Source organism: Imtechella halotolerans, from assembly GCF_028743515.2.
In the GTDB taxonomy this organism is placed as follows: domain Bacteria; phylum Bacteroidota; class Bacteroidia; order Flavobacteriales; family Flavobacteriaceae; genus Imtechella; species Imtechella halotolerans.
On the sequence record NZ_CP117969.2, the window covers coordinates 555,001 to 575,232 of the forward strand.

General features: G+C 37.0%; 20 protein-coding genes. 5 read left to right on the plus strand and 15 right to left on the minus strand.

The genetic code is table 11. The features are described 5' to 3' along the window. Positions 1–45: 45 nt before the first annotated feature. From PT603_RS02420 to PT603_RS02465, 10 genes are all read right to left on the minus strand, one after another. Positions 46–261, minus strand: a complete 216-nt coding sequence (locus PT603_RS02420) for a DUF6095 family protein (RefSeq protein WP_008238667.1) — start codon at positions 259–261, stop codon at positions 46–48. Then, the gene (gene murQ / locus PT603_RS02425) at positions 254–1,072 is read right to left on the minus strand and encodes an N-acetylmuramic acid 6-phosphate etherase (protein ID WP_008238669.1); all 819 of its coding nucleotides are present in this window, start codon (positions 1,070–1,072) and stop codon (positions 254–256) included. Before murQ ends, PT603_RS02420 begins: the two co-directional genes overlap by 8 nt. Positions 1,073–1,088: 16 nt before the next feature. Then, positions 1,089–1,895 (minus strand): DUF4249 family protein, encoded by an 807-nt coding sequence (locus PT603_RS02430; RefSeq protein WP_008238671.1) that lies wholly within the window; start codon positions 1,893–1,895, stop codon positions 1,089–1,091. 4 nt (positions 1,896–1,899) lie between these two features. Further along, positions 1,900–4,278, minus strand: a complete 2,379-nt coding sequence (locus PT603_RS02435; RefSeq protein WP_008238672.1) for a TonB-dependent receptor — start codon at positions 4,276–4,278, stop codon at positions 1,900–1,902. Positions 4,279–4,421: 143 nt separating this feature from the next. Beyond that, the gene (locus tag PT603_RS02440) at positions 4,422–6,647 is read right to left on the minus strand and encodes an NADP-dependent isocitrate dehydrogenase (RefSeq protein WP_008238674.1); all 2,226 of its coding nucleotides are present in this window, start codon (positions 6,645–6,647) and stop codon (positions 4,422–4,424) included. A 695-nt stretch (positions 6,648–7,342) separates the two neighbouring features. Beyond that, a complete protein-coding gene (gene rplS, locus PT603_RS02445) occupies positions 7,343–7,693 on the minus strand; it encodes a 50S ribosomal protein L19 (protein WP_008238676.1) in 351 nt (116 codons plus the stop codon). 119 nt (positions 7,694–7,812) lie between these two features. Continuing rightward, entirely contained in the window at positions 7,813–8,490 is a 678-nt protein-coding gene (gene trmD / locus PT603_RS02450) for a tRNA (guanosine(37)-N1)-methyltransferase TrmD (RefSeq protein ID WP_008238678.1), read from the minus strand. A 29-nt stretch (positions 8,491–8,519) separates the two neighbouring features. Then, positions 8,520–9,119: a hypothetical protein gene (locus tag PT603_RS02455; RefSeq protein ID WP_008238680.1), complete on the minus strand. Its 600-nt coding sequence runs from the start codon at positions 9,117–9,119 to the stop codon at positions 8,520–8,522. A 133-nt stretch (positions 9,120–9,252) separates the two neighbouring features. Next, complete coding sequence (locus tag PT603_RS02460; protein ID WP_008238681.1) at positions 9,253–10,701, minus strand: glyceraldehyde-3-phosphate dehydrogenase; 1,449 nt, start codon at positions 10,699–10,701, stop codon at positions 9,253–9,255. Positions 10,702–10,825: 124 nt separating this feature from the next. Next, entirely contained in the window at positions 10,826–12,223 is a 1,398-nt protein-coding gene (locus PT603_RS02465; RefSeq protein ID WP_008238683.1) for a Do family serine endopeptidase, read from the minus strand. Positions 12,224–12,359: 136 nt separating this feature from the next. Here PT603_RS02465 and dapF point away from each other — a divergent pair, with 136 nt between their 5' ends. The 4 genes from dapF to PT603_RS02485 all read left to right on the plus strand — a co-directional run bounded on the left by dapF (position 12,360) and on the right by PT603_RS02485 (position 15,485). Next, positions 12,360–13,142 carry a diaminopimelate epimerase gene (dapF, locus tag PT603_RS02470; RefSeq protein ID WP_008238685.1) on the plus strand — a complete coding sequence of 261 codons (783 nt, stop codon included), beginning with the start codon at positions 12,360–12,362 and terminating at the stop codon, positions 13,140–13,142. Then, on the plus strand, positions 13,136–13,657 hold the full coding sequence (locus PT603_RS02475; protein WP_008238687.1) for a GNAT family N-acetyltransferase: 522 nt from the start codon (positions 13,136–13,138) through the stop codon (positions 13,655–13,657). Before dapF ends, PT603_RS02475 begins: the two co-directional genes overlap by 7 nt. A 2-nt stretch (positions 13,658–13,659) precedes the next feature. Then, a complete protein-coding gene (mltG, locus tag PT603_RS02480; RefSeq protein ID WP_008238689.1) occupies positions 13,660–14,703 on the plus strand; it encodes an endolytic transglycosylase MltG in 1,044 nt (347 codons plus the stop codon). A 155-nt stretch (positions 14,704–14,858) separates the two neighbouring features. Beyond that, positions 14,859–15,485 carry a hypothetical protein gene (locus tag PT603_RS02485; protein WP_008238691.1) on the plus strand — a complete coding sequence of 209 codons (627 nt, stop codon included), beginning with the start codon at positions 14,859–14,861 and terminating at the stop codon, positions 15,483–15,485. A gap of 31 nt (positions 15,486–15,516) precedes the next feature. On the opposite strand, the gene PT603_RS02490 is transcribed toward PT603_RS02485, so the two are convergent. From PT603_RS02490 to dnaA, 3 genes are read right to left on the minus strand one after another with little or no spacing between them, the layout of a single operon-like run. Next, a complete protein-coding gene (locus PT603_RS02490) occupies positions 15,517–16,227 on the minus strand; it encodes an SAM-dependent methyltransferase (protein WP_008238693.1) in 711 nt (236 codons plus the stop codon). Then, complete coding sequence (locus PT603_RS02495) at positions 16,227–16,697, minus strand: low molecular weight protein-tyrosine-phosphatase (protein WP_008238694.1); 471 nt, start codon at positions 16,695–16,697, stop codon at positions 16,227–16,229. The genes PT603_RS02490 and PT603_RS02495 overlap by 1 nt, the downstream gene beginning before the upstream one ends. Before the next feature lie 25 nt (positions 16,698–16,722). Further along, positions 16,723–18,150 (minus strand): chromosomal replication initiator protein DnaA, encoded by a 1,428-nt coding sequence (gene dnaA / locus PT603_RS02500; protein ID WP_008238695.1) that lies wholly within the window; start codon positions 18,148–18,150, stop codon positions 16,723–16,725. A 201-nt stretch (positions 18,151–18,351) separates the two neighbouring features. Between dnaA and PT603_RS02505 the strand changes: the two genes are divergently transcribed. Beyond that, the gene (locus PT603_RS02505) at positions 18,352–18,762 is read left to right on the plus strand and encodes an acyl-CoA thioesterase (RefSeq protein ID WP_081483483.1); all 411 of its coding nucleotides are present in this window, start codon (positions 18,352–18,354) and stop codon (positions 18,760–18,762) included. Here the strand turns inward: PT603_RS02505 and PT603_RS02510 are convergent. Both PT603_RS02510 and PT603_RS02515 read right to left on the minus strand, forming a co-directional pair. Next, entirely contained in the window at positions 18,749–19,363 is a 615-nt protein-coding gene (locus PT603_RS02510; RefSeq protein ID WP_040488655.1) for a YigZ family protein, read from the minus strand. The two genes, PT603_RS02505 and PT603_RS02510, sit on opposite strands and share 14 nt — an antisense overlap. Further along, positions 19,364–20,230: an EamA family transporter gene (locus tag PT603_RS02515; protein WP_008238698.1), complete on the minus strand. Its 867-nt coding sequence runs from the start codon at positions 20,228–20,230 to the stop codon at positions 19,364–19,366. Positions 20,231–20,232: the final 2 nt, after the last annotated feature.

Consider the following 20,232-nt stretch of genomic DNA (forward strand, 5'->3'; position numbering starts at 1 on the left):
CAGGGTATACTAGTAAAGTAGTGAGGCTAATGTTTGTGAAGTAGACTATTTGTTAAATATTCCATCAACCATTTTGTTGATTCCTCGGAAGCCTAAAACAATAGCGCTTATACATATAGAAATACCTACTATTAGAACTGGTATATACAAAACATGATCCTGATTTTTAAAGGCTGAATGTATAATGACGGGTCCTGTAAACATTAAAAGCAGTGTAAACCCTAATGTTTTGATTCCTTTATATACCTTTTCTTTATTCATCTTTCTGGAATAGATTAATTACGTCTCGAACATTTTTATGCTTCTCTAAAAGTGATTGTGCATCACTTTGTGAAAGGCCCGTTTCTTTCATCACCATTTGAATACCTCTTTCAATGAGTTTTTCATTGCTAAGTTGCATATCCACCATTTTATTGCCCTTGATTTTACCTAATTGTATCATGCAGGTGGTAGAAATCATATTTAGTACTAACTTTTGTGCAGTACCTGCTTTCATCCGTGAACTTCCTGTGACAAATTCAGGGCCCACAATCACCACAATAGGGAATTGAGCCGTAAGTGCTAATGGACTTCCTTCGTTACAGGTGATACAACCAGTAGTGATCCCATGCGCATTACATTGATCCAAGGCAGAAATTACATAGGGCGTGGTACCTGATGCTGCTATCCCTATGACTACGTCATTTTTTGAAATTTGGTATCCATTTAAATCAACCCAGCCTTGTGTGGTGCTATCTTCAGCAAATTCTACTGCTTTTCTAATGGCAATATCGCCTCCGGCAATTAGGCCGATTACCACATTATGATCTACACCAAAGGTAGGTGGACATTCTGAGGCATCTACTATTCCCAAACGACCACTTGTGCCTGCTCCTATATAGAATAGTCGACCTCCAGATTTTAGCTTGGGCACTATTTCATTAATTAGGTTTTCAATTTGAGGCAATGCCTTTTCTACCGCATAGGGAACCGTTTTATCCTCCTTGTTAATATTGGATAATATAGCTCCTACGGACATGTTTTCTAAATGTTCGTAATATGAATCGGCTTCTGTGGTCTTGGTAAAATTCATAGAATAAAATTACAAATTATTCTACTATTAATGACGCTCTATCTACTTCAGATATTCGGAAATATCCATAAGCAATACGTGAAGGTGTATTTAGGTTATTAAAATTGCCTTTTACAGTACCTGGTATTGCAGCAAATGGATTGCCACCATTAATACCACTTTGTGATATTAATATACTCATGTAGGTATAAAAATCTTTTGTGACATTAATAAGGTTCACATTGACGTTATCACCCGGATCTAAATCTTCATAAAAGTATGAAAATGAAAAATCTTGACCATTGAAAAATTCATCTTTACTTGTAAAATAAAGGCCATAGCCTAAATCAAAAAGGTAATAGTCTTCTCGATCTCCGTTGTCCGTAAAGCTTATAATTATCTCAGTTTCTTCCTCTCCAAATAGGCTGCTGTCACCTTGTTCTATGCCTGTAAGATGTGTTCCTTTCACAAGCGTTGTAACAGCTTGATAAGTTTCGTTATTATAAATGATGTTAAGTGTATATTGCTCCTCATCTGCAGGTGCAAAAGAAAACTCGGGTAGGTATACCCCTGGTTCACCTGTTTCAAAGTAATTAACTACGAATCCATTACTTCCGGTGAGTTGTATACTGGCATCACTTACGGCAGGATTGTTATTTTCATAAAAGGGAGCGGTTAGAGAAAGGCGCACGTAGTTCTCATACTCAGCTTGGGCTGAAATCGATTTATTTATAACGGCTTCTATTACTAGTCTTGGTTCTCCTTCTGGTAGTTCTAATTCAATTACTTCCTCACAAGAATTGAATAAAAGAAGGCTAAGGATACTAACTATATACTTTTTCATACTACTAGAATTTAAAATTGTAACTAACGGCAGGGATTATTCCAAAAAGTGAAAGTTTTACCGCTTCATTTCGATTTAAATCACGATTTTCCCTAAAGGATATACTATTGGCATTTTTTCTATTGTACACATTATAGATCGTGAAAATCCATTCTGCATCCCAATTCCTTGTTGCGTTCTTTTTTGGTGTTAGTGTAGCGGAAAGGTCGAGTCTATGATAGCTAGGTAACCTATTGTCATTACGAGGTCCATAGATAGGAATTGTCATCCCATGGAAAGTATACTGACCAATGGGATAGGTGGTTGGTTGACCAGTTTGAAAAATAAAATTCCCACCAAAGGTCCATTTCTCACTATGCTTGTAGTTGGCAGTAACTGATACATCATGGGTTTTATCATAAGGAGTGTTATACCACTGTCCATTATTAATACCAGGTTCGTTTGAATTTCTCCCCGGGGTTCGCTGTTCTGATTTTGATAGGGTGTAGGCAATCCATCCGGTTAGATTTCCCATATTTTTTTTCAATAAAAGTTCCCAGCCGTAAGCCCTTGCCTTACCAGGAAGTATTACTTGTTCAATTGCGTTGTTGGCTATGAGTTCAGCACCATCTATATAGTCAATTCTATTTTTAATTTTTTTATAGAATAATTCGGTTTCAATAGTATAGTTTCTTCCAATATTTTTAAAATAACCTACGGCAAATTGGTCTAGTAACTGTGGTTTTGCAAAGTTGTCACTTGGTGTCCAAACATCAAGCGGAGTAGGAGAGCTCGTATTGGAAATAAGATGTAAATATTGTGTCATACGGTTATAACTTGCCTTAATAGATGTGTTATCATTTAAGGCATACGAAATAGCTAGACGTGGTTCTAAATTTGAAAATTTATGGGTAGTCTTCTTATTTGAGATTGCAATTGTGTCAGTAGGGGTTGCACTTTGATATTGTTGCAGACTTTGGTTATATACCACAGCATGGTTATTTGCATAGTTGTATATCTCCTTTTGACCAAATCGATTAAATTGACTCAATCGTGTACCGTAGCTTATCGATAAATGATCTCCTAATTGTTGTTCAATGTCGATATAGACTGAAGCTTCATTCGCAAATTTATCGGTCAATTTTTTATAGGTGATACCTGAATCATCTCTATTAGGTTTGATTTCACCAGGATTAAATAAGTAATAATGGTTGTTCACTCCAAATTGCATTTGTAGCTTGTTGGATAGGTAGTATTTGAAGTCGTATTTGGCATTGAAATTTTTAATACCTGAGTTCCATTCAAAACCAACAAAGTCTAGCTCCAATCCATAGTAATAATCACTATAAATGAGTGAAAGGTTTGAAAATAGCTTTTCAGAGAAAAGATGGTTCCAACGCATATTCACAAAGCTATTACCATAGGAATTTATAAAGCTCTCTGAAATATTGAAAACATCCCTGCCGAAGTAACCTGAAAGGTAAATCGTATTCTGAGGGTTCAACTCGAAATTAAGTTTTGTATTTAAATCATAAAAGTAGGCAGAATTGTCATTACCGGTTGCTTTCAGAAATAAATGGGCATAGCTGGCACGACCACCTATTAGAAAAGAACTTTTTTCGTTGGCAATGGGACCTTCAAGAAGTAGTCTACTGGCTACAGCACCTATTCCTCCATTTCCCTTGAATTCTTTACTGTTCCCTTCTTTTTGGTAAATTTCAAGTACGGAGGATACACGGCCTCCATATCTTGAAGGTATACCTCCTTTGTATAGTTTAAGATCTTTAATGGCATCGGGGTTAAAAATGGAAAACAATCCAAATAGGTGAGACGAATTGTAGATAGTGGCCTCGTCTAGAAGGATAAGGTTTTGATCCACGGCACCACCCCTGACATTAAAACCTGAAGAACCTTCACCGGCATTGCTCACCCCAGGGAGTAAAACAATAGATTTTACAATGTCAGCCTCCCCTAAAACAGCAGGAATTTGTTTTATAGTTTTAGTGTTGAGCACATTTACACTCATCTGAGGTTTTCTCACATTGAGTAGCTCTGAATTTTGACTTACGACAACTTCTTCAAGTTGTTCCGTAGCTTCATCAAGTAATATATCGAGCTTTTTATTTTTATCTAACGTTATTTCAACGACTTTATCGGAAAATCCCAAGTAGCTAATCCACACTTTATGATCACCAGCGGGAAGTGATAGGGCATAATATCCGTATTCATTGGTGGTAGTTCCAAGGGATAAAGAATTCACCACAATAGAAACTCCAATTAAGTTTTCATTACTTGAAGAAGCCTTAACTACTCCACTAAGTGTAAATCTCTCCTGAGCAGAAATGGTGAAAAAAGTTCCTGTAATGAAGATAAATGTAAGAAACATAATCTTTCGAATACCCATATGATTCAATAGTATAATGAATGTTTATAGTCACAAAAATAACTAAGAAGTAAGGCTTAACATTCAAAGAAATGTTAAATATAAACACCTGAAAATAAGAAAAGCCCCATAGAGGGGCTTTCTGTATATTAGTATAACCAAGATTAGGCTTTCTCAATAATTTTATTGAAGATAGCACTTGGTCTCATGGCCTGTGATGTTAACAGTTCATCCGGGAAATAATATCCTTTGATATCCACTGGTTTTCCTTGGATGGCATTTAATTCATCCACTATGGCTTTCTCATTGGCAGTAAGTGCCTGAGCGATGGGCGTAAATTCTTCTTTAAGAGCCTTATCCTTGTCTTGGGCAGCAAGTGCTTGAGCCCAATACATTGCCAGATAGAAATGACTTCCTCTGTTGTCAAGTTCACCTACCTTACGAGAAGGAGATTTGTCATTATCCAAAAAGGTACCTGTTGCTTCGTCTAAGGTTTCTGCAAGTACTAAGGCTTTAGGATTATTATAGGTTTCCCCTAAATGTTCTAACGAAACTGCCAAAGCTAAAAACTCTCCAAGTGAATCCCAACGTAAATGTCCTTCTTCCAAGAACTGTTCAACGTGTTTAGGTGCAGAGCCTCCAGCGCCTGTTTCAAAAAGGCCTCCTCCGTTCATAAGTGGAACTATAGAAAGCATTTTTGCACTGGTTCCAACTTCCAAAATAGGGAACAAATCTGTAAGGTAATCACGTAAAACATTTCCGGTAACAGAAATGGTATCTTTTCCATCCTTTAGACGAATCAGGGTAAATAACGTAGCTTCTTCTGGTGACAAGATTTGTATATCAAGTCCCGTAGTATCATAATTTGGTAAATATGTTTCTACCTTTTTGATTAGTTGGGCATCGTGTGCTCTGTTTTTATCTAACCAAAAGATGGCAGGAGTTTGTGTGGCTCTGGCTCTGTTTACTGCAAGTTTCACCCAGTCTTGAACTGGTGCATCTTTCACAGTACACATTCTCCAAATATCACCTTCCTCTACTTGGTGCTGCATAAGAATAGTTCCGTCTTGGTCTACTACTTGTACAGTCCCGTTATCGTGAATTTCAAAGGTTTTATCATGTGAACCATACTCTTCTGCTTTTTGAGCCATTAGACCAACGTTAGGAACGGTGCCCATAGTTGTAGGATCAAATGCACCATTTTTCTTACAGAAATCAATGGTAGTTTGATATACACCAGCATAGCTGCTATCAGGAATCACTGCCATGGTATCCTCAGCTTCTCCTTTAGCATTCCACATTTTCCCTGAATTACGGATCATTGCCGGCATTGAAGCGTCAATAATTACATCACTTGGAACGTGTAGGTTGGTAATTCCTTTATCTGAATTAACCATCGCTAATGAAGGTCCGTTTTCTATGCAGTTTTTAATTTCAGCCTCAATAGCCTCTTTGTCAGCTTCAGGCAAAGATTGTATTTTGGTAAGTAAATCACCTAATCCATTATTAACATCTACACCAATTGCATCTAATTGAGCTCCAAATTTTTCAAAAACGGGTGCAAAAAAGACTTTAACTGCATGGCCAAAAATAATAGGGTCAGAAACCTTCATCATGGTGGCCTTCATATGTAGAGAGAATAACACCCCTTCTTTTTTTGCAGCATGTATTTGTTCTTGAAGAAAGGCCAATAAGCTTTTCTTAGACATAACTGTGGCATCCACAACTTCTCCTGCTTGAACGGGGATGTTAGCCTTTAAAACAGACTTGGAGTTGTCTGTTTTAATTAATTCTATTGAAATGGTTCCTGCCTTAACGCTTGTAATAGATTGTTCATTAGACAGAAAATCTCCACTGCTCATAGTGGCTACATGTGATTTTGAATCTGAGGACCAAGCACCCATGGAATGTGGGTTCTTTTTAGCATAATTCTTAACTGCTTTAGGAGCTCTTCTATCTGAATTTCCTTCACGAAGAACTGGATTTACAGCACTACCTTTGATTTTATCAAAACGTGATTTTATGTCCTTTTCAACATCATTTGAAGGGTCATCTGGATAGTTAGGGATGTTGTATCCTTTACTTTGAAGTTCTTTTATGGCTGCTTTCAATTGGGGAATCGAAGCACTAATGTTGGGTAGCTTAACAATGTTGGCTTCGGGAGTTTTTGCTAGCTCTCCAAGTTCACTTAATGCATCACCTATACGTTGTGATTCAGATAAATGCTCTGGGAAGTTGGCAATAATCCTTCCAGCTAATGAAATGTCTTTAGTTTCAAATTCAATGCCTGAAGAGGCTGTATATGCTTTTACAATGGGTAAAAATGATTGTGTAGCTAGAGCAGGTGCTTCATCTGTTTTTGTATAGATGATTTTCGGTGCTTTTATCATGTTTATAAGCTGTTATATTAGTTTAAAGAGAGGCAAATATACGAAATTGGCAGGCTTCCTTAAAGTAGAATGCGCTTAATGGGTAGGGGAAGGGCGAAATTGTTGTTTTGTTAAAATGGAGCCCTATTATTGAGAATTTCTAAATATTTAAAGATAAAAATTGTATAAATGAAAAAAGCCATATCAATGTAACTGTACTTTGATATGGCTTCGCGAAATAGTTTGCAACACATATGTTGTATCACAGAGCGACACAACGGCAACCCTTGATTGCTGTTGCGGGCTATTTCAAGTGAAACATGGTAAATTAACACATAATTAAACATCAATTGACTATGTTTCCAAGATGTTACTTTTCGGTGTAATCTAATCTTCACTACGAGAATCATAGTTTAACATGCTAACTTGAAGGTACAGCGTTGTTAAAAGCAGCTAGCAATCACAAAATGAATGGGTATTTTGAATGCTAGTTACTATGCTGAAAAATGAAAAGCAACAATAAAATTGAGAACGTAAACACTTTGGTGTTTGATAGACCAAATTCCACTCCTTTAAAGTTACGAAATCAATCTATAATTAAATGAAATAAAATGTTAAAAATCAGTCAATTGTGAATAACTTTTCTTGATGGTGTGGAATAAAAAAAGCACTCAATAGTTTGAGTGCTTTTAAGAACTTTTGTGAAAACAAAACTCTTAGCGTCTTGCTTCTTTGATTCTTGCTTTTTTACCGGTAAGTCCTCTGAAGTAGAAAATACGAGCTCTACGAACTTTACCTCTTTTGTTAACTTCAATTTTTTGAAGAGCAGGCATGTTAACAGGGAAGATACGCTCTACACCTACAGTACCTGACATTTTACGGATAGTGAAGGTTTCAGTAGCTCCAGCACCTCTTCTTTGGATAACAACTCCTTTGAAGAACTGAGTACGTGTTTTTTCACCTTCCTTAATTTCGTAATACACAGTAATAGTGTCTCCGGCTGCGAATTCAGGGAATTCTTTTTTCGTTACGAATTCGTCTTGAACAAATTTTAATAAAGCTTCCATTTTGCTATATATTAATTGTTTTTTCAAAGCAACATTCACGTACTTCGCCAGAGGTTACTCCAAATCGGATGCAAAAATAATAAATATTAAGATATATATGGCCTAAAATTTAAAAAAGATTACTCCTTTAAAAGATCGGGTCGACGTTCCAAGGTGCGTTTATAGGCTTGGTCTTCTCTCCATTTTTCTATTTTCGGAAAATTCCCACTGGTTAGGATTTCAGGTACTTTCCACCCTTTATAGTCTGCTGGACGTGTATATACTGGTGGGGCCAGTAAATTATCTTGGAATGAATCAGTTAAGGCTGAAGTTTCATCATTAAGTACACCAGGGAGTAGTCGTATGATGGTGTCACAGAGTACTGCTGCACCAAGTTCACCTCCGGAAAGGACATAATCTCCGATTGAAATTTCACGGGTAATAAAGTGATCTCGAACACGCTGATCTACCCCTTTATAATGTCCACATAATATGATAATGTTCTCTTTTAGGGAAAGGATATTAGCTGTTTTTTGGTTAAGAGTCACCCCATCCGGAGTCATATAGATGATCTCATCATAGGTTCTTTCTTCCTTTAATGCACTTATACATTTATCAATAGGTTCGATCATCATAACCATGCCAGCGCCACCTCCAAATTGATAATCATCAATTTGACGATAGTTATCTGTTACATAATCACGTAGGTTGTGAAAATGTACTTCAACCAGTCCTTTTTCAATTGCACGTTTAAGAATTGAGGCCTCAAAAGGGCTTTTTAGGAGCTCGGGAAGTACCGTTATGATGTCGATGCGCATACCACATTATTTATGCGGCAAAGATAATGCTATTTTTTAGACTCCCTGTTTTTATTGATTTCGTCTTGAAGTTGTCTGCGGACTTTTTGTTCTCTTTCGATAGAGTTTCTTCTGTGTTCTTCGTATTCAGCCTCGAGTATTTCAAGCGCTTTACGAGATTCAGATGTTATGCTGTTACTGTTTCTGAATTTATAGATAAACACCCCTAGAAGAAGGGCAAGTACAATAACAATACCCCACATGATAAAGGCATAGGTAGTTTTGCTGATAAGGGTCCCAAAGAAGCTTACACTTTTCTTTTCATTGTTAACGATTTCAAGTTCACTTTTAAGAGTGGTGATTTCGTTTTTTAATAAGTTGGTTTCTTCGTCGTTTTTATCAAGGATAGCTAGTTTTTCTTTAAGCGTCCTTTTTAGGGTGGTTAGGCTATCTTGGGTGTTTTTCTTTAAGGATAGAAATACACTCTTTTTTATTACTTTATAGTCTTGATAGTTATTGGCTTTGTCGTAAGCGATGTCAAATTGTTCAGAAATGGAAGGGTTAGGATTCGTGGTTTCTTCTTGTGAAAATACACTTGTAGTTAGGCAGAGAGTAATAAGTAGGGTAAGGATGTAAATTTTTTTTTCCATGGAACGAATGACTAAGAATGTTTATATTATGCTAACACTAACGCACACAAAGATACCATATTGTATCCTAAATAAAAAAGCTCCAGAAATCGGAGCTTTTTATGGGAAATTATAGAATAGTGTTGGTGGTTTTCTAGTAATAAGCGTAACGTCTTACCTTAGAAATATACTTGGCTAAACGCATAACTTGGTGTGAATACCCGTATTCATTATCATACCAAATATATAGTACAATACTTTTACCATCTTCTGATACAATGGTAGCATTACTATCATAAATCGATGGTGCGCTGGTGCCAATAATGTCTGAAGACACTAATTCATTATTTAACGAATACTTTATTTGCTCCACAAGATCTCCTTCCAGCGCATATTTTTTCATTATGGTATTGATACCTTCTTTAGTAGTTGGTGTGCTTGTCTCAAGGTTTAGTACAACTAGTGAGCCATTAGGTACGGGTACTCTGATGGCGTTGGATGTAAGTTTACCTGTAAGTGTAGGTAAGGCTTTTGCAACTGCACTACCTGCTCCAGTTTCGGTGATTACCATATTTAAAGCTGCCGCTCTACCACGTCTGTACTTGTTATGCATATTATCAACCAAGTTTTGATCATTGGTATAGGCGTGGATCGTTTCTAAATGCCCTTTTACAATACCTAATGAGTCCTCAACTACTTTTAGGATCGGGGTAATGGCGTTAGTGGTGCATGAAGCTGCAGAAAAAATAGAAACTTCATCTGGATTATACTCTAAATGGTTTACACCATGAACAATATTAGGAACCCCTTTTCCAGGAGCAGTCAATAAAACTTTATCGGCCCCCTTAGAGGTAAGGTGACGACTAAGCGCTTCATGATCTCTAAAGGCTCCTGTATTGTCAATAACCAGGGCATTGTTTATTCCGTATGTTGTATAGTCAATTTCTTCCGGATTTCCTGCAGAAATCATATGTACAGTGGTGCCGTTAATAATAAGGGCTTTGTTTTCCGTATCGATACCTACAGTCCCGGGAAAATCACCATGTACAGAATCGTAACGTAGCAATGAAGCTCTTTTTTCAAGGCTGTCAGCAGTAATTTTGTCGCGAGTTACGATAGCTCTTAAACGTAATTGATTACCGCGACCTGTTTTAAGCATTAATTCACGGGCTAATAAACGACCAATTCGACCAAAGCCATATAATACCACATCCTTAGGTTGTAGGTCATCTGTCTTTTTTGCGTCCTTTAGTTTGTCAATAACAAAGGCCTTAGAGTCATTGTATTTGGTGTCCTCTAAGTGATATTCATAGGTAAGTTTACCAATGTCCAACTTGGCAGGCGGTAAATCTAGCGATTTAATAGCTTGAGCAATTTCTACTGTATCGAAAATAGAAATTGGCTTTTGTACAAATTCTGCCGCATATTCGTGCAGATTGATGATGTCACTTACATTGCTGTCGATTAATTGATTTCTGAAGAAAACCAGTTCTATGGCTTTATCGTACCATAAATCGCTCACAATTTTAATGAACTCTACCGAAGCCCTGCGTCGATCGGCTTGGAAAGCCAGTTCTTTTTCGTAGTTTTTTTGATTGCTCATGTAGTTTGTCGTGTTGTTTTTTACAAATTTTCGGCAAAAGTATATATTTCAAACGTTTTCGTAAAACTTTTGTAACAAAAAAACCTCCCACTGGGAGGTTTTACATGTTGATAATCAAAAGTTATTAAAAGATGAACCGCTCTCGTTCGCCGTTTTTATTGATAAGAACCAGTGTATTCCTGTTGTTTTGAGATAAATTGTCCATGATGTTCTTGACATCATCTACATTTTTAATCTCTCTGTCATTTATGGCTACTAGAACTTTGCCTTCCATTTCTATATTATTGGTTGTATAGAAGCTAGATGCCTGGGTAATTTTCACCCCATTTTTAGTTTTAAATGATTTTTTATCCGCATCACTTAAATTTTTCACCTCAAGACCTAGTCCATTAATGCGATAGGTTTCGTTTTTATACAGGGTCACTGGAAGGGTGAGCGCTTTTCCATCACGTTCTATGGCTACTTTTATAACGTCGTTTGGACGTTTGGATGCTATATATCCCGATAGATCCGAGAATTTTGAAATTTTAATGTTGTCAAGTTTTTTGATGATATCGCCTTCCTTAATACCCGCTTTATCAGCTCCAGATCCTTCATCAACGCCTCCTACATAGAATCCTTCACTTTCTTTTACACCTAGTTTTTCTGCATTAAGTGAGTTAAGTTCACTACCTCGTACTCCTAAAACACCTTTTTGTACATTCCCAAATTCGATAATATCTTCTACTACTTTCTTAGCGATATTACTTGGGACCGCAAATGAGTACCCTACATAGGAACCTGTTTGTGATGTAATAGCTGTGTTAATACCAATGAGATCACCATTCGTATTTACAAGGGCGCCACCACTGTTTCCGGGGTTTACTGCGGCATCTGTTTGAATAAAGGACTGAGTCTTATCGCTAGAGCCGCTTAAATCACGTGCTTTGGCACTTATAATACCGGCAGTTACAGTAGACGTTAGATTAAATGGGTTACCTACTGCAAGGACCCATTCACCTATATGGGTATTATCAGAGTCCGCAAAGGTAAGATACGGTAACTTTTCGTCCGCATCTACTTTCAATAAAGCAATATCAGTGGCTGGATCTGTTCCTACTAATTCAGCCTTATATATTTTATTATTATTGAGTGTAATTTCAATTTGTGAGGCATTGGCAATTACGTGATTGTTTGTTACAATATACCCGTCCGGAGTAATAATTACCCCTGATCCAGTACCGATTTGTGCACGTTCACGTCCTCCTGATCCATAAAAGAAATCAAAAATCGTAGCTGGTTCTCTGGAGACAGAAACATTTTTTACGTGGACAACACTGTGTACCGTTTTTTCGGCAGCTTCCACAAATTGATTTTCATTTAGATTTAAGGCTGGAGCATTACCAAAATTGGTGGTAACCACTGAAGGTTTTGTTTCGTCTCCAATGATGTATGTATTTTTTTGAAATAATAAGGAGTAAGCTCCTAAGGAAATGGCTCCCCCTAAAACTCCTGCAAAAATCAAACTAACATGTTTTTTCATAGTATTACCATTTTATATTCGACAATTTTAACATTTAAAATTATTTCTTTATTTCGTTGTAATTACAACTTTAACGGCAGTTTAACAGCAGAAAATACTATGCCAAATTGTATCTTTGTCACAAAGATTATGTAGTATGAGTTTGTTATTTTATAAATATCAGGGTACCGGAAACGATTTTGTAATGATCGATAACCGTACCTTATTTTTTCCAAAGGAGGATGTCGAACTTGTTGCAAAACTTTGCGATCGCCGCTTTGGGATAGGAGCAGATGGCTTGATTCTTTTAGAAAATGACCCAGGTTATGATTTTAAAATGGTGTATTTCAACGCAGACGGTAATCAAAGTAGTATGTGTGGAAACGGAGGAAGGTGTTTGGTGGCGTTTGCTCAGCAATTGGGAATAATAACTGACAAAACGACATTTATTGCCACTGATGGGGAGCACCATGCAACCATTCATGAAGACGGAAATGTTAGTTTGCAAATGTTGGATGTCTCCAAAATTGAAACTCATAAATCGCATTGGTTTTTAAATACAGGTTCTCCTCATCATGTTGAAATGGTGTCTGGAATAGGAGCTATGAATGTAAAAGAAACAGGAGCTTCTATTCGTTATGGTGCTCCTTATTTTAAGGAGGGGAGTAATGTGAATTTTGTAGAGAAGAAGGATACTTCTACCTTTACAGTTCGTACCTATGAACGAGGGGTTGAAGATGAAACCTATTCTTGTGGAACGGGAGTAACAGCCGTAGCTATTGCTATGAATTATAGCAAGCAGACCCCCTCAAATGAGGTGGTTTTAGAAACCCCTGGTGGTGTTTTAAAAGTAAGGTTTAACCCATTAGATGATAGGTATACTGATGTGTGGCTTACAGGGCCTGCAACTTTTGTTTATAAAGGTGAGATATCATGGTAACACTCAAAGGTAAACAGCTTTTTTTACGTGCTCTCGAACCCGAGGACATTGATTTTTTATACAAGCTTGAGAATGATGAAACGATCTGGCAGGTAAGTGAGACCCAGACTCCTTATTCTCGTTATGTACTTAAGCAATACCTTAAGAATAGTTATAAAGATATTTATGAAGTAAAGCAGTTACGCCTTGCTATTGTTTCCCACACTCACGGATTGGTGGGACTTATCGACTTGTATGATTTTGATCCGAAGCATAAAAGAGCTGGGGTTGGGATCGTTGTGGACACAGTTCATCATAGTAAAGGGATAGGTACTGAGGCTCTTGAATTACTTTGTGAGTTTGCCTTTACTCATTTACAAGTACATCAGTTGTTTGCTCATATTACTCCAGATAACAATCCCAGTATACGTCTGTTTACCCGTGTTGGTTTTTTACATACCGGAACAAGAAAAGAATGGCTTTTTCAAAACGGTACCTTTATGGATGAATTAATATTTCAAAAAATAGCCCCTTAATTATGTATTTACGAAAAATTGTTTTAGCCATCGCTTTGATTGGTTTAGTGGTTAGTGGAGTAGTGGTTTATAAGATTTACAACGCCATTTTTGCACCCAACACTGCATTTGCTAATGAACAGGCCTTTATTTATATACCCACTGGCGCTAGCTTTAATGTGGTTGAAAAAGAATTAGAACCACTTTTAAAAGACCTAAACAGTTTTGTAGCTGTAGCCAAACGAAAGGGGTATGTTTCTAATATAAAGGCTGGAAAATATGCACTAAAGCATGGAATGAGCAATAATGATATCGTGAATACATTGCGCAGTGGGAACATGCCAGTACGAGTATCCTTTAATAATCAAGAAACCTTAGCGCGTTTAGCTGGACGTATCAGTACCCAAATTGAGGCTGATAGTGTGGCACTACTTGAGGTGTTTAGAGATACCGCCTTTCTGAAAGAAAACGGATTTACTACACAAACGGCGCTTGGGATGTATTTACCAAATAGTTACGAGTTCTTTTGGAATACATCAGCTGCCCAGTTCAGAGATCGTATGTTGGTGGAATACGAGCGTTTCTGGACTCCAGAACGTGTACAGAAAGCAGAAGCTCTAAAAATGACACCTATGCAGGTTATTAGTTTGGCATCGATTGTTCAGAAAGAAACAGCCAAGGTAGATGAGCGACCTAGAGTAGCGGGTGTGTATCTTAATCGTATACGAACTAATATGCTTTTACAAGCAGATCCAACCGTTATTTATGCGATAAAGGAGAAAACCGGGAATTATGATACGGTGATTAAACGGGTATTATTTAAGGATTTAGAAATCGATTCCCCTTATAATACCTATAAATATGCGGGCGTTCCTCCAGGCCCCATTGCCATGCCGGATATTTCTTCTATTGAAGCCGTTTTGACTCCAGAAAAACATGATTATTATTATTTTGTGGCGGATGTAAAGAATTTTGGATACCATATGTTTGCTAAAAATTTGGCGCAACATAATGCCAATAGACAACACTATATCCAGTGGGTTAATAGGCAGAATATCAGACGTTAACAACGTATTATTTTTAGTTTAAAAAATGCATTTCAACCGATTTAACTACACTTTAACAAGTTGATTTTCAGTATTTAAAAATTTGATTATCTTTGCACGCTGAAATTTTAAGCAAATTGGCATGCCATTTGTAAGTCTTAAAGAAATCAAATTTTATGAGAAAAAGCATATTAGAATATTTTATTTTAGTTGCTGTATTCGTACTTGTTTCTTTTGGTTTTACCTCTGTTCGTGAGGTAAGCATTCATGAAAATTTATTGGTTGATGGACCATTGTTGGCTATGGTGTTTCCTCAGGAGGAAATTCCAGTGAGGCCTGCGCCTCCTATGGTTGGAAAATCCTATATGGGATTCAAAGAGGCTTTGGGATATAGAGAATCCCGAGGTAATTATTTTATTGTTAATGATTATGGATATATGGGGAAGTACCAATTTGGTGCTGCTACCCTACGTCTGTTTGGAGTAAAGAGTACGGCAGAATTTTTGAACAACCCAGAGTTGCAAGAACGCGTATTGAAAGCGAGTCTTGAGCGAAATAAATGGGTGTTGCGAAAAGAAATTGAAAAGTATACAGGTAAAACGGTAAATGGAGTACTTGTAACGGAATCTGGGATTTTAGCAGCCGCACACTTAGGTGGAGCTGGAAGTGTTAAGTCCTATTTACGAAGCTGGGGAGCCAATGGTTTTAAAGATGCCAATGGAACAAGTATTCGCTTTTATATGAAGAAATTCGGCGGGTATGATCTCTCATCCATTGCAGCTCGGAAAGACGCAAAATTATGATTAAAAAGCCTTCTTACACAGAAGGCTTTTTTTAGTTCTTATGTATAATAAATATGGCAGGTCTTTTATGGAGAGATACTTTGTGTTTTTTCCATGCCGCCACTGACATTGTTTTGATGTATTGGGTTGGTAGGGTTAAGTCACAGGCTATACATAAAAGGGTGTCGGATTGTAATACCTGAAGGACTTCTTCCACCAATTTATCATTTCGATATGGGGTTTCGATAAAGAGTTGGGATTGCTTTTCTTCTTTAGCTCTTTTTTCAAAGAATTTTAAAGCCTGCTTACGGTCATTCTTATCAATTGGGAGATAGCCGTTAAAGGCAAAGCTTTGTCCGTTCATTCCGCTGGCCATTAGAGCTAGTAAAATGGAGGAAGGTCCTACTAGAGGAACCACTTCCAAATTTTTATCATGAGCTGTTTTAACGACCTCGGCTCCAGGGTCAGCAATTCCAGGGCAACCAGCTTCAGAGATTACTCCAACGGAAACACCTTCCATACATGGGGTTAGATACGCTGGAATTTGATGTGCTTCTGTAAATTTGTTGATGAGTTCAAATTGTAACTCAGACTGAGGTAGTTCAGGAGCTATTTTTTTGATGAACCGTCTTGCAGTTTTTTCATTTTCAACAATAAAATGCCTTAATTGAAGGATGACTTCCTTTATGGTAATGGGAAGAACTTCCATGGGATTATTTTCTCCTAAGGTTGTGGGGATCAGGTATACTTTTCCTTGTGACATCAGTGGCTTTCTTGTTGTAATTTATCGGCTATTGTCGTGCATGCCATATCCAGCATAGTAAAAACAGTGTCAAATCCATCATCACCTCCATAGTAAGGGTCAGGTACCTCAGAATTACTTAGTGTGTCAACCTCGTTCAGAATGAGGCGAACCTTAGCTTTTTGATCCTCGCTTTCTGCTAACCTTATAATATTTTTGTAATTACTAACATCCATAGCATATATATAGTCAAAGACATCAAAATCATTTTTAGTAAATTGTCTACAACGTTGATGGGTGATGTCAATATTGTTTTTTTTGGCAACTGCTATGGATCTCGGGTCGGGCAATTTTCCAATATGATAACTTGCTGTTCCTGCTGAATCAACTGTGAAATTTTCAGGACTTAATTTGGACTGTAGGATGCCTTCAGCAAGTGGAGAGCGACATATGTTACCTAAGCAGACCATCAGTATTTTAACTTTTGCCATGGCATTATGTAAAAAAAGTTATCGTTTAGAGCGATAACTTTTTGGTTAAATCTTCAATATATTTTCTGAACTGTTTGTCTGTTTCTGCGAGATTGTCGACTGTTTTGCAGGCGTGTAGTACGGTAGCGTGGTCTCGTTTCCCAATTTGTGATCCAATGCTGGCCAGAGATGCTTTGGTGAATTTCTTAGCGAAAAACATGGCTAATTGGCGTGCTTGCACGATATGCCTCTTTCGCGTCTTTGACTGTAGTGTGGATACATCCATTTGGAAATAATCGGACACTACTTTTTGGATGTAGTCGATAGACACTTCACGCTTTGTATTTTTGACAAACTTCTCTACAATTTGTTTTGCTAGTTCAAGAGTGACTTCTTTCTTGTTAAAGGAAGAATGGGCTATAAGGGATATAATAGCGCCCTCGAGCTCTCGAACGTTTGATTTGATGTTTTTAGCAACGTATTCAACAATTTCATCACTCATTTCCACACCATCTCTATAGAGTTTGTTTTTAAGGATGGAAATACGTGTTTCATAATCTGGCGTCTGTAATTCAGCTGATAGCCCCCATTTGAAACGTGATAATAAACGCTGCTCAATATCCTGCATATCTACTGGTGCCTTATCTGAGGTAAGGATAACCTGTTTGTGGTTTTGATGCAAGTGGTTGAATATGTGGAAAAACACGTCCTGTGTACCAGATTTTCCAGAGAAGAACTGCACATCATCTATGATAAGTACATCGATTAACTGGTAAAAATGGATGAAATCATTTCGTGTATTTTTCTTTACCGATTCAATATATTGTTGAGTGAATTTTTCAGCTGAAATGTAAAGAACAGTCTTTTCAGGGTATTTGTCTTTGATTTCTACACCTATAGCATGAGCTAAGTGTGTTTTTCCGAGTCCAACGCCACCAAAAATTAGTAAGGGGTTAAATGAGGTACCTCCAGGTTTATTCGCTACAGCTAATCCAGCGGAGCGTGCAAGACGGTTGGAATCACCTTCCAGGAAATTTTCAAAGTTATTATTAGGATTCAGTTGTGATTCAATTTTGACATTTCGGATGCCGGGAATCACAAAAGGATTTTTTAATTCAGGATTTTTGTGTTTTACGGGAACATCTACTTCTTGAGCCGGCATGGCTACTCTATTAGAGCTAGGAATTTTCTCCGTAAAGGGTTGTTTGTTACCGTAAGTATTTTCCATCTTAATGATGTATACTAACTTAGCATTTTCTCCAAGTTCTTTGGTAAGGGCAACTTTCAATAACTTGACGTAATGTTCTTCAAGCCATTCATAAAAAAATTTACTAGGAACTTGGATGCTTAATGCGTTATCGGTTAACTTTACAGACTTGATAGGTTCAAACCAAGTTTTGTAAGCTTGTGGTTGGATGTTATCCTTTATGAAAGCTAGACAGTTATCCCAAACCGATTGCGCAGTTACAGTCATATTTCTCGTAAGGTTTTTTTAGTTTATTAGGTTAGAAAAAATGCGGACAATTGATATGCCAGCATGATCTTTTGAGATGAACAAATATGTGAACAAATTTTTAATAAAAAAAATTAAAATGATATTGAATATACGATTTTTTTTTCTCATACCAGATTTAATTTTTTTACATTTTCTTAACAATAAATAAATACTTACAAAGTGGGAAGAAGTCATATAATAAATGTAAGAATTCGATATGCCGAAACAGACCAGATGGGCGTGGTTTATCATGGGAATTACGCGCAATTTCTAGAAATGGGAAGAGTAGAGTGGTTGCGTAACCTAGGAGTTTCCTACAAATCAATGGAAGAAACTGGAGTAATGCTTCCTGTGGTTTCTTTGCAAATTTTTTACAAAAAATCGGCTACATATGATCAGGTGCTTGAGGTGAAAACTACCCTTGCAAAAATGCCTTCAGTACGTATTGCCTTTGATTATGAAATCACTGATGAACAGGGTGAAATTGTAGCTACTGCTCATACGGTTTTAGCATTTATAAATATGAAAACAGGAAGACCAATGAAGTGTCCAGATTATATTCTGGATACATTAGAGACTATAGTTTTTTAAAGGTAATCTCGTATAATTGGTTTAAATGATTTTCGAATTGTTCGGCATCAGATTTTCTAATTTCTGTACGTAGGGTGCAGTCCATTTCCATTTGTTGAGATAGGATGGGTAGCTGGTGTTCTTTTAAAATCCGCATGACTTTGTTGAGGTCTTTGTAGTCACATTTTATTTCAAAAGTCACATTCAGAGTTTTCTCAACAATGTCGGCTTGTTCAAGGGCCATTTGGGCTGTATTTTTGTAGGCGGAAATGAGTCCTCCTACCCCTAATTTGATACCGCCAAAGTATCGAACCACTATAACTAAAACATTGGTGATTTCAAATGATTGGATTTGACCGTAAATAGGCATTCCAGCACTGTTGTTTGGTTCACCATCATCATTAGCTCTATATTGTATTTGGTTTTCTACACCGAGTTGCCAGGCGTAACACCAATGTCTAGCTGAATGGTGCTGCTTTTTAATGGCGTCTAATATGGGTTTTACTTCTTCTTCGGTTCGAATAGGAAAAACATATCCAAAGAATTTACTGTGTTTTTCTTTAAATAGGACTTCTTCGGTAGGTAGGTCGATGGTTTTATATGTATCTGTATGCTGCAAAATTTAAAAAAGGGTCATTAATAGAATCGCAATAATAGCAAAAATAATTCCAATCCAATTTCTCAATGAGGTAGTCTCTTTAAATGCGATAAGTCCTATAAGGGTTGAAGAGATTACTACCCCGACATTGTTAACTGGAAATACCACCGAGCTTTCAAGGCCTTGAATATCGAGTGCCTTTAGAAGGTAATACAAGGAAAAGTAGTTTGGAATTCCAAGACAAACACCTGCGATGATGCTCTTTGGTTTTAGGGTGAATTTCTTTCTAATGTATGTTATCAATAGGAATAGTACTCCATAACAGCCAGCTGATAAAAAGGTGTTGGCCGAAAATATATCCATCTCCGAGGCGTCCACAAAATGTAGATTGATATATTTTAAAAGAGCATCAAGGGTTCCCGCTCCAATAAATAATAGCAAAGGAAAAAGCCAATTTGTTTTGGATGAATCCAGACTTCCATTTTCTTTTTTAGAAGTTAAGTAAACGGCAGATAAGGCTAAAATAATTCCAATACTTTTAATAAGTGTGATTTGCTCGTTATAAAGTATAAATGCTAAAATAACTGGAATGACCAGTGACATTTTGGAAACAACAGAAGCTACCGATACCCCAGACTTCTGAGTAGTAATGCCCAGTAAGTTGAACACACTTATAAACAATAACCCTAGCATAACAGACCAAGGGAACCAATCTTGTTGAGGTAAAGAGGTGATTGGAATGGTATTTCCTGCGAAAATGAATCCTAAGGATGCTGCCGTAAAATAATTAGCAATAATGGCATGTAGTATGTTGATCTCAAAATGTTTGAATATTTTGAAGATAACAAATAGGACGGTGCTGAAAACAATGCTTAAAAGTAAGAATAGCATGA